The organism is Chryseobacterium sp. GTID13, assembly GCF_056172655.1.
Genome location: NZ_JAOCMB010000007.1, coordinates 808,803 through 820,153, shown reverse-complemented (window position 1 = coordinate 820,153; position 11,351 = coordinate 808,803). Strand labels below are relative to the sequence as shown.

Below are 11,351 nucleotides of genomic sequence, written 5' to 3'. Positions count from 1 at the left end.
AGCGTTATCCGGATTTATTGGGTTTAAAGGGTCCGTAGGCTGATGTGTAAGTCAGTGGTGAAATCTCACAGCTTAACTGTGAAACTGCCATTGATACTGCATGTCTTGAGTGTTGTTGAAGTAGCTGGAATAAGTAGTGTAGCGGTGAAATGCATAGATATTACTTAGAACACCAATTGCGAAGGCAGGTTACTAAGCAACAACTGACGCTGATGGACGAAAGCGTGGGGAGCGAACAGGATTAGATACCCTGGTAGTCCACGCCGTAAACGATGCTAACTCGTTTTTGGGTTTTTAAGATTCAGAGACTAAGCGAAAGTGATAAGTTAGCCACCTGGGGAGTACGTTCGCAAGAATGAAACTCAAAGGAATTGACGGGGGCCCGCACAAGCGGTGGATTATGTGGTTTAATTCGATGATACGCGAGGAACCTTACCAAGGCTTAAATGGGAAATGACAGGCTTAGAAATAGGCTTTTCTTCGGACATTTTTCAAGGTGCTGCATGGTTGTCGTCAGCTCGTGCCGTGAGGTGTTAGGTTAAGTCCTGCAACGAGCGCAACCCCTGTCACTAGTTGCCATCATTCAGTTGGGGACTCTAGTGAGACTGCCTACGCAAGTAGAGAGGAAGGTGGGGATGACGTCAAATCATCACGGCCCTTACGCCTTGGGCCACACACGTAATACAATGGCCGGTACAGAGGGCAGCTACACAGCGATGTGATGCAAATCTCGAAAGCCGGTCTCAGTTCGGATTGGAGTCTGCAACTCGACTCTATGAAGCTGGAATCGCTAGTAATCGCGCATCAGCCATGGCGCGGTGAATACGTTCCCGGGCCTTGTACACACCGCCCGTCAAGCCATGGAAGTCTGGGGTACCTGAAGTCGGTGACCGTAACAGGAGCTGCCTAGGGTAAAACAGGTAACTAGGGCTAAGTCGTAACAAGGTAGCCGTACCGGAAGGTGCGGCTGGAACATCTCATTTTAGAGCGTTGAAGAACGTTAAACAAAATTAGGTACTTCGGTACCATTGACTTATCTTAAAGTTCAAGCTTTAGTTTTTTATTTGGTTGATTTATATTAAAAAAATACACACCCACTAGAAATTAGTACAGGGAAAGAGATACAAGAGCCGAGAGCCAAGAACCAAGACGAATGAAAGTCTTGTATCTAGCATCTTGGATCTGAAAGTCCACAAGACAGTCTCGTAGCTCAGCTGGTTAGAGCGCTACACTGATAATGTAGAGGTCGGCAGTTCGAGCCTGCCCGAGACTACTAATTGAAAAGACGGGAAGATAAAAGAGCCAAGAGCCAAGACAACGAATTGAAAGTCTTGAATCTAGCATCTTGAATCTCTTAGTCTGACTAGAGGGGAATTAGCTCAGCTGGCTAGAGCGCCTGCCTTGCACGCAGGAGGTCAAGGGTTCGACTCCCTTATTCTCCACCAAGTTATAGAAATATAACAAGAATAGAAGATATTTATACATAAGATCAAAGGATTATAGCCGTTAGGGGCTAGAGCGTCCCGATTCATCGGGAAGGTCAAGGGTTCGACTCCCTTATTCTCCACAGTTTGTATTGGTATATTGGAAGTATGTATGCTCATAATGATGAGAGCCATCATTAATACATAAATACGATGTACAATAATACAGAAGATATTAAGATCATTGACATTAACGGTAAAGACATCACAAAGAGAAAACCGAGCGCATAAAAGCGCTTGAGTAACCAAAAATAGGAAAGAAATCGTTAAGGGCGTATGGCGGATGCCTAGGCTTTCAGAGGCGAAGAAGGACGCGGTAAGCTGCGAAAAGCTGCGGGGATCGGCACACACGAATAGATCCGCAGATATCCGAATGGGGCAACCCGTCATGTTGAAGACATGTCATCCCTTAGGGGAAGCAAACCCGGAGAACTGAAACATCTAAGTACCCGGAGGAAAAGAAATCGAAGAGATTCCGTAAGTAGCGGCGAGCGAAAGCGGATTAGCCCAAAAGCTTTTATATGTTTAATAGAATGTACTGGAAAGTGCAGCCATAGAGGGTGATAGCCCCGTATATGAAAGGCATATTTGAGTGATAAATGAGTAGGGCGGGACACGTGAAATCCTGTCTGAATATGGGGGGACCATCCTCCAAGGCTAAATACTCCTGAAAGACCGATAGTGAACAAGTACTGTGAAGGAAAGGTGAAAAGCACTTCGAATAGAAGGGTGAAATAGAACCTGAAACCGTACGCCTACAAGCGGTCGGAGCCCACAAGTTGGGTGACGGCGTGCCTTTTGCATAATGAGCCTACGAGTTAATGTTACTAGCGAGGTTAAGGACTTCAGGTCCGGAGCCGGAGCGAAAGCGAGTCTGAATAGGGCGCTTAGTTAGTAGTATTAGACGCGAAACCTTGTGATCTACCCATGGGCAGGTTGAAGCTCTGGTAACACAGAGTGGAGGACCGAACCGGTTGACGTTGAAAAGTCTTCGGATGACCTGTGGGTAGGGGTGAAAGGCCAATCAAACTGGGAGATAGCTCGTACTCTCCGAAATGCATTTAGGTGCAGCGTCGCAAATGAGTTTATTAGAGGTAGAGCTACTGATTGGATGCGGGGGTTTCACCGCCTACCAATTCCTGACAAACTCCGAATGCTAATAAATGTTCTGCGGCAGTGAGGGCATGGGTGCTAAGGTCCATGTCCGAGAGGGAAAGAACCCAGACCAACAGCTAAGGTCCCCAAATATATGTTAAGTTGAAGCAACGCGGTTGGACTGCATTGACAGCTAGGATGTTGGCTTGGAAGCAGCCATTCATTTAAAGAGTGCGTAACAGCTCACTAGTCGAGCGGTCCGGCATGGATAATAATCGGGCATAAACATATTACCGAAGCTATGGATTTATACCTTAGGGGTATATCTGGTAGGAGAGCATTCTGTTTGCGCCGAAGCAGTATCGTGAGGTATTGTGGAGCGGACAGAAAAGAAAATGTAGGCATAAGTAACGATAAAGGGGGCGAGAAACCCCCTCACCGAAAGACTAAGGTTTCCTCAGCCATGCTAATCAGCTGAGGGTTAGTCGGGACCTAACGCGAACCCGAAAGGGGTAGTGGATGGACAATGGGTTAATATTCCCATACTTGCTCACACTAAAAAGGGGACGGAGTGACGTAGCTACTGGAGACTGACGGAATAGTCAAGGCCTAGCCTTCGGGCGAAGCTGCTGTAGTGAACTCGCTTCCAAGAAAAGCCGAAGTGAAGCAACCCGTACCAAAACCGACACAGGTAGTCGAGGAGAGAATCCTAAGGTGCTCGAGTGAGTCGTGGCTAAGGAACTAGGCAAAATAGTCTCGTAACTTCGGAAGAAGAGACGCCATCAGCAATGGTGGCCGCAGTGAAGAGGCCCAGGCGACTGTTTATCAAAAACACAGGACTCTGCTAAATCGAAAGATGCTGTATAGGGTCTGACACCTGCCCGGTGCTGGAAGGTTAAGGAAGGTGCTTAGCGTAAGCGAAGGCATTAACTGAAGCCCCAGTAAACGGCGGCCGTAACTATAACGGTCCTAAGGTAGCGAAATTCCTTGTCGGGTAAGTTCCGACCTGCACGAATGGTGTAACGATCTGGGCACTGTCTCAGCCACGAGCTCGGTGAAATTGTAGTATCGGTGAAGATGCCGATTACCCGCAATGGGACGAAAAGACCCTGTGAACCTTTACTATAACTTCGTATTGACTTTGAGTAAGTAATGTGTAGGATAGGTGGGAGGCTTTGAAGCCGGCACGCTAGTGTTGGTGGAGCCAACGTTGAAATACCACCCTTTACTTACTTGGAGCCTAACTTCTTTTTAGAAGGACATTGCGTGGTGGGTAGTTTGACTGGGGTGGTCGCCTCCAAAAGAGTAACGGAGGCTTTCAAAGGTACCCTCAGCACGCTTGGTAACCGTGCGTAGAGTGTAATGGCATAAGGGTGCTTGACTGTGAGACCTACAAGTCGATCAGGTGCGAAAGCAGGACATAGTGATCCGGTGGTTCCGTATGGAAGGGCCATCGCTCATAGGATAAAAGGTACTCCGGGGATAACAGGCTAGTCTCCCCCAAGAGCTCACATCGACGGGGAGGTTCGGCACCTCGATGTCGGCTCGTCACATCCTGGGGCTGGAGAAGGTCCCAAGGGTTGGGCTGTTCGCCCATTAAAGTGGCACGCGAGCTGGGTTCAGAACGTCGTGAGACAGTTCGGTCTCTATCTATTGCGGGCGTTAGATGTTTGAGAGGGCTTGATTCTAGTACGAGAGGACCGAATTGAACAAACCTCTGGTGTATCAGTTGTACCGCCAGGTGCACCGCTGAGTAGCTACGTTTGGAAGAGATAAGCACTGAAAGCATATAAGTGCGAAACTCGCCTCAAGATGAGACATCTTTTAAGGGTCGTTGGAGATGACGACGTTGATAGGCTACAGGTGTAAAGCTGGTAACAGCATAGCCGAGTAGTACTAATTACCCGTAGATTTATAGCCTATGGTTGCTATATAATTATTTAATGATTAAAAATTTAATGATTAAAAAATACAACAAGTTCTTTTGTGCGCAGACAAGGTTTTGTCTTTGTGAAAGTTTTTATCGATTAAAACAGGTAACAGATGTTAGTTATCAGGTAGCAGGGAAAACCTGCAACCTCTTACCAATAACCTGCGACCTTATATACCTTCTTTAGGGTGGTTTTAGCGGTGGGGCTCACCTGTTCCCATTCCGAACACAGAAGTTAAGCCCACCAGCGCCGATGGTACTGCGACAAGCGGGAGAGTAGGCCGCCGCCAGTTTTTATTTAAAGTCTCATACAGTTTTGTGTGAGACTTTTTTTTGTTATATACACCATCCTATAAATGATAAGTGATGAGTGATAAGTAATGGGTAATGGGTAATGAGTAATAGATGATAAATGATACAACTAATCTATGTAATTTTCCCTAATCCCTAATCCCTAATCCCTGATCTCTGCCATAAGCAATTCAAAGACGGTGAGCTCCGTAGGAGCGATCGGTTAATAGCATATGATATGATATGATATGATATGATATGATATGATATGAATGTTTTAGATTTATTTACCAGCCCTGTAAGGGCGAGCTGTTTATTTTCCCTTTACAACAACAGAGACAAATAGAAGGCTTAGCCAAAACTTAAACTACTTCCAGGCTGCTCCGAATACTCTTTTCAATAACGGATCCGTGCCATCTGGGTGATCTGTGCGAAACTAACTTCTTTTTTTACTGTCTTTACCTTCACGGGCTTCTTTCTCTATAAATATTAAGAACAGACTTTACTAAACATCTGCTTGATCTGCTCAATCTGCGAGAGCATTAACATACTGTTCAAAATAACCAGGTATCTTTATGTATTGACAAACGGATTGTTCTTGCCTAAATCCTAGTTTACAACTCTGTTTACCTTAATTCAATCTTCTCTCCTCTTGCTAAAATCTGTGTTATTGATGCAAATCTTCAACACTTTCATCTACCATCTTATTCCCGCTCCTGTAATTTTTTCTGAGACATAAGGCTGGCTCTTCCCATTTATATAGATATAACTACTCATTGTTGATAACTCCCTTTCCTTTGTAATCGACTTTAAATAAGCTCTTTATAAGATGACTTATCCACAATATGAACTGGAAATAAATTTTATGTTAACTAGATTTGTTTTGTGTAGTAATAAGGGTGTATCTTTGCCCCACTGAAAACGAGAGTAGACAGTAAGCGCAGAAGAGCTTTTAGATAAGCATTAAGTATTTAAAAAAGCTTTAAGAGGATAAGAAAGGATAGCCTTAAATTTTTAGAAATAAAAGTTGCCGGGTTTAAAAATTTTCCTATCTTTGCAGTCCGGTTAAACGGGGAGCAGAAGCGATAGCGATTAAGGTTTAGTAAAGAGGTTAAGGTTACTTAAAAAACTTTAAATTTTCTTTGAAAAACATTTGGTCATTTAGAAATAAATAATTACTTTTGCAACCGCAAATAAGGAGCAGAACGACAGAAAAAAGTTCTTTATAAAAGCGGAAAGAAAAAAGATCATTGACATACAATATAACAACCAAGTAAGGAAAAAAACTAAAGCGTTAAATAACTTTGAGAGGGTCAGGAAAAACATACAATGGAGAGTTTGATCCTGGCTCAGGATGAACGCTAGCGGGAGGCCTAACACATGCAAGCCGAGCGGTAGAGTTCCTTCGGGGACTTGAGAGCGGCGCACGGGTGCGGAACACGTGTGCAACCTGCCTTTATCTGGGGGATAGCCTTTCGAAAGGAAGATTAATACCCCATAATATGTTGAATGGCATCATTCGACATTGAAAACTCCGGTGGATAGAGATGGGCACGCGCAAGATTAGATAGTTGGTGAGGTAACGGCTCACCAAGTCTGCGATCTTTAGGGGGCCTGAGAGGGTGATCCCCCACACTGGTACTGAGACACGGACCAGACTCCTACGGGAGGCAGCAGTGAGGAATATTGGACAATGGGTGAGAGCCTGATCCAGCCATCCCGCGTGAAGGACGACGGCCCTATGGGTTGTAAACTTCTTTTGTATAGGGATAAACCTACTCTCGTGAGAGTAGCTGAAGGTACTATACGAATAAGCACCGGCTAACTCCGTGCCAGCAGCCGCGGTAATACGGAGGGTGCAAGCGTTATCCGGATTTATTGGGTTTAAAGGGTCCGTAGGCTGATGTGTAAGTCAGTGGTGAAATCTCACAGCTTAACTGTGAAACTGCCATTGATACTGCATGTCTTGAGTGTTGTTGAAGTAGCTGGAATAAGTAGTGTAGCGGTGAAATGCATAGATATTACTTAGAACACCAATTGCGAAGGCAGGTTACTAAGCAACAACTGACGCTGATGGACGAAAGCGTGGGGAGCGAACAGGATTAGATACCCTGGTAGTCCACGCCGTAAACGATGCTAACTCGTTTTTGGGTTTTTAAGATTCAGAGACTAAGCGAAAGTGATAAGTTAGCCACCTGGGGAGTACGTTCGCAAGAATGAAACTCAAAGGAATTGACGGGGGCCCGCACAAGCGGTGGATTATGTGGTTTAATTCGATGATACGCGAGGAACCTTACCAAGGCTTAAATGGGAAATGACAGGCTTAGAAATAGGCTTTTCTTCGGACATTTTTCAAGGTGCTGCATGGTTGTCGTCAGCTCGTGCCGTGAGGTGTTAGGTTAAGTCCTGCAACGAGCGCAACCCCTGTCACTAGTTGCCATCATTCAGTTGGGGACTCTAGTGAGACTGCCTACGCAAGTAGAGAGGAAGGTGGGGATGACGTCAAATCATCACGGCCCTTACGCCTTGGGCCACACACGTAATACAATGGCCGGTACAGAGGGCAGCTACACAGCGATGTGATGCAAATCTCGAAAGCCGGTCTCAGTTCGGATTGGAGTCTGCAACTCGACTCTATGAAGCTGGAATCGCTAGTAATCGCGCATCAGCCATGGCGCGGTGAATACGTTCCCGGGCCTTGTACACACCGCCCGTCAAGCCATGGAAGTCTGGGGTACCTGAAGTCGGTGACCGTAACAGGAGCTGCCTAGGGTAAAACAGGTAACTAGGGCTAAGTCGTAACAAGGTAGCCGTACCGGAAGGTGCGGCTGGAACATCTCATTTTAGAGCGTTGAAGAACGTTAAACAAAATTAGGTACTTCGGTACCATTGACTTATCTTAAAGTTCAAGCTTTAGTTTTTTATTTGGTTGATTTATATTAAAAAAATACACACCCACTAGAAATTAGTACAGGGAAAGAGATACAAGAGCCGAGAGCCAAGAACCAAGACGAATGAAAGTCTTGTATCTAGCATCTTGGATCTGAAAGTCCACAAGACAGTCTCGTAGCTCAGCTGGTTAGAGCGCTACACTGATAATGTAGAGGTCGGCAGTTCGAGCCTGCCCGAGACTACTAATTGAAAAGACGGGAAGATAAAAGAGCCAAGAGCCAAGACAACGAATTGAAAGTCTTGAATCTAGCATCTTGAATCTCTTAGTCTGACTAGAGGGGAATTAGCTCAGCTGGCTAGAGCGCCTGCCTTGCACGCAGGAGGTCAAGGGTTCGACTCCCTTATTCTCCACCAAGTTATAGAAATATAACAAGAATAGAAGATATTTATACATAAGATCAAAGGATTATAGCCGTTAGGGGCTAGAGCGTCCCGATTCATCGGGAAGGTCAAGGGTTCGACTCCCTTATTCTCCACAGTTTGTATTGGTATATTGGAAGTATGTATGCTCATAATGATGAGAGCCATCATTAATACATAAATACGATGTACAATAATACAGAAGATATTAAGATCATTGACATTAACGGTAAAGACATCACAAAGAGAAAACCGAGCGCATAAAAGCGCTTGAGTAACCAAAAATAGGAAAGAAATCGTTAAGGGCGTATGGCGGATGCCTAGGCTTTCAGAGGCGAAGAAGGACGCGGTAAGCTGCGAAAAGCTGCGGGGATCGGCACACACGAATAGATCCGCAGATATCCGAATGGGGCAACCCGTCATGTTGAAGACATGTCATCCCTTAGGGGAAGCAAACCCGGAGAACTGAAACATCTAAGTACCCGGAGGAAAAGAAATCGAAGAGATTCCGTAAGTAGCGGCGAGCGAAAGCGGATTAGCCCAAAAGCTTTTATATGTTTAATAGAATGTACTGGAAAGTGCAGCCATAGAGGGTGATAGCCCCGTATATGAAAGGCATATTTGAGTGATAAATGAGTAGGGCGGGACACGTGAAATCCTGTCTGAATATGGGGGGACCATCCTCCAAGGCTAAATACTCCTGAAAGACCGATAGTGAACAAGTACTGTGAAGGAAAGGTGAAAAGCACTTCGAATAGAAGGGTGAAATAGAACCTGAAACCGTACGCCTACAAGCGGTCGGAGCCCACAAGTTGGGTGACGGCGTGCCTTTTGCATAATGAGCCTACGAGTTAATGTTACTAGCGAGGTTAAGGACTTCAGGTCCGGAGCCGGAGCGAAAGCGAGTCTGAATAGGGCGCTTAGTTAGTAGTATTAGACGCGAAACCTTGTGATCTACCCATGGGCAGGTTGAAGCTCTGGTAACACAGAGTGGAGGACCGAACCGGTTGACGTTGAAAAGTCTTCGGATGACCTGTGGGTAGGGGTGAAAGGCCAATCAAACTGGGAGATAGCTCGTACTCTCCGAAATGCATTTAGGTGCAGCGTCGCAAATGAGTTTATTAGAGGTAGAGCTACTGATTGGATGCGGGGGTTTCACCGCCTACCAATTCCTGACAAACTCCGAATGCTAATAAATGTTCTGCGGCAGTGAGGGCATGGGTGCTAAGGTCCATGTCCGAGAGGGAAAGAACCCAGACCAACAGCTAAGGTCCCCAAATATATGTTAAGTTGAAGCAACGCGGTTGGACTGCATTGACAGCTAGGATGTTGGCTTGGAAGCAGCCATTCATTTAAAGAGTGCGTAACAGCTCACTAGTCGAGCGGTCCGGCATGGATAATAATCGGGCATAAACATATTACCGAAGCTATGGATTTATACCTTAGGGGTATATCTGGTAGGAGAGCATTCTGTTTGCGCCGAAGCAGTATCGTGAGGTATTGTGGAGCGGACAGAAAAGAAAATGTAGGCATAAGTAACGATAAAGGGGGCGAGAAACCCCCTCACCGAAAGACTAAGGTTTCCTCAGCCATGCTAATCAGCTGAGGGTTAGTCGGGACCTAACGCGAACCCGAAAGGGGTAGTGGATGGACAATGGGTTAATATTCCCATACTTGCTCACACTAAAAAGGGGACGGAGTGACGTAGCTACTGGAGACTGACGGAATAGTCAAGGCCTAGCCTTCGGGCGAAGCTGCTGTAGTGAACTCGCTTCCAAGAAAAGCCGAAGTGAAGCAACCCGTACCAAAACCGACACAGGTAGTCGAGGAGAGAATCCTAAGGTGCTCGAGTGAGTCGTGGCTAAGGAACTAGGCAAAATAGTCTCGTAACTTCGGAAGAAGAGACGCCATCAGCAATGGTGGCCGCAGTGAAGAGGCCCAGGCGACTGTTTATCAAAAACACAGGACTCTGCTAAATCGAAAGATGCTGTATAGGGTCTGACACCTGCCCGGTGCTGGAAGGTTAAGGAAGGTGCTTAGCGTAAGCGAAGGCATTAACTGAAGCCCCAGTAAACGGCGGCCGTAACTATAACGGTCCTAAGGTAGCGAAATTCCTTGTCGGGTAAGTTCCGACCTGCACGAATGGTGTAACGATCTGGGCACTGTCTCAGCCACGAGCTCGGTGAAATTGTAGTATCGGTGAAGATGCCGATTACCCGCAATGGGACGAAAAGACCCTGTGAACCTTTACTATAACTTCGTATTGACTTTGAGTAAGTAATGTGTAGGATAGGTGGGAGGCTTTGAAGCCGGCACGCTAGTGTTGGTGGAGCCAACGTTGAAATACCACCCTTTACTTACTTGGAGCCTAACTTCTTTTTAGAAGGACATTGCGTGGTGGGTAGTTTGACTGGGGTGGTCGCCTCCAAAAGAGTAACGGAGGCTTTCAAAGGTACCCTCAGCACGCTTGGTAACCGTGCGTAGAGTGTAATGGCATAAGGGTGCTTGACTGTGAGACCTACAAGTCGATCAGGTGCGAAAGCAGGACATAGTGATCCGGTGGTTCCGTATGGAAGGGCCATCGCTCATAGGATAAAAGGTACTCCGGGGATAACAGGCTAGTCTCCCCCAAGAGCTCACATCGACGGGGAGGTTCGGCACCTCGATGTCGGCTCGTCACATCCTGGGGCTGGAGAAGGTCCCAAGGGTTGGGCTGTTCGCCCATTAAAGTGGCACGCGAGCTGGGTTCAGAACGTCGTGAGACAGTTCGGTCTCTATCTATTGCGGGCGTTAGATGTTTGAGAGGGCTTGATTCTAGTACGAGAGGACCGAATTGAACAAACCTCTGGTGTATCAGTTGTACCGCCAGGTGCACCGCTGAGTAGCTACGTTTGGAAGAGATAAGCACTGAAAGCATATAAGTGCGAAACTCGCCTCAAGATGAGACATCTTTTAAGGGTCGTTGGAGATGACGACGTTGATAGGCTACAGGTGTAAAGCTGGTAACAGCATAGCCGAGTAGTACTAATTACCCGTAGATTTATAGCCTATGGTTGCTATATAATTATTTAATGATTAAAAATTTAATGATTAAAAAATACAACAAGTTCTTTTGTGCGCAGACAAGGTTTTGTCTTTGTGAAAGTTTTTATCGATTAAAATCAGGTAGCAGATGGTAGCTATCAGGTAGCAGGGAAAACCTGCAACCTCTTACCAATAACCTGCAACCTTATATACCT

The 11,351-nt window shown here is 46.0% G+C and carries 6 tRNA genes and 5 rRNA genes; all 11 read left to right on the top strand.

The window, feature by feature from the left end:
- Positions 1-983, top strand: a 16S ribosomal RNA gene (locus N4G44_RS23305); the annotation flags it as partial.
- Between the two features lie 216 nt (positions 984-1,199).
- Positions 1,200-1,273: transfer RNA gene (locus N4G44_RS23300), tRNA-Ile, on the top strand.
- A gap of 95 nt (positions 1,274-1,368) precedes the next feature.
- A tRNA-Ala gene (locus N4G44_RS23295) sits at positions 1,369-1,445 on the top strand.
- 49 nt (positions 1,446-1,494) lie between these two features.
- A tRNA-OTHER gene (locus tag N4G44_RS23290) sits at positions 1,495-1,567 on the top strand.
- 173 nt (positions 1,568-1,740) lie between these two features.
- Positions 1,741-4,499 (top strand): 23S ribosomal RNA (locus tag N4G44_RS23285).
- A gap of 194 nt (positions 4,500-4,693) precedes the next feature.
- A 5S ribosomal RNA gene (gene rrf / locus N4G44_RS23280) occupies positions 4,694-4,802 on the top strand.
- A gap of 1,324 nt (positions 4,803-6,126) precedes the next feature.
- Positions 6,127-7,644 (top strand): 16S ribosomal RNA (locus tag N4G44_RS23275).
- A 216-nt stretch (positions 7,645-7,860) separates the two neighbouring features.
- Positions 7,861-7,934, top strand: a tRNA-Ile gene (locus N4G44_RS23270).
- Positions 7,935-8,029: 95 nt separating this feature from the next.
- Positions 8,030-8,106: transfer RNA gene (locus N4G44_RS23265), tRNA-Ala, on the top strand.
- A gap of 49 nt (positions 8,107-8,155) precedes the next feature.
- Positions 8,156-8,228: transfer RNA gene (locus tag N4G44_RS23260), tRNA-OTHER, on the top strand.
- Between the two features lie 173 nt (positions 8,229-8,401).
- A 23S ribosomal RNA gene (locus tag N4G44_RS23255) occupies positions 8,402-11,160 on the top strand.
- Positions 11,161-11,351 lie beyond the last annotated feature (191 nt).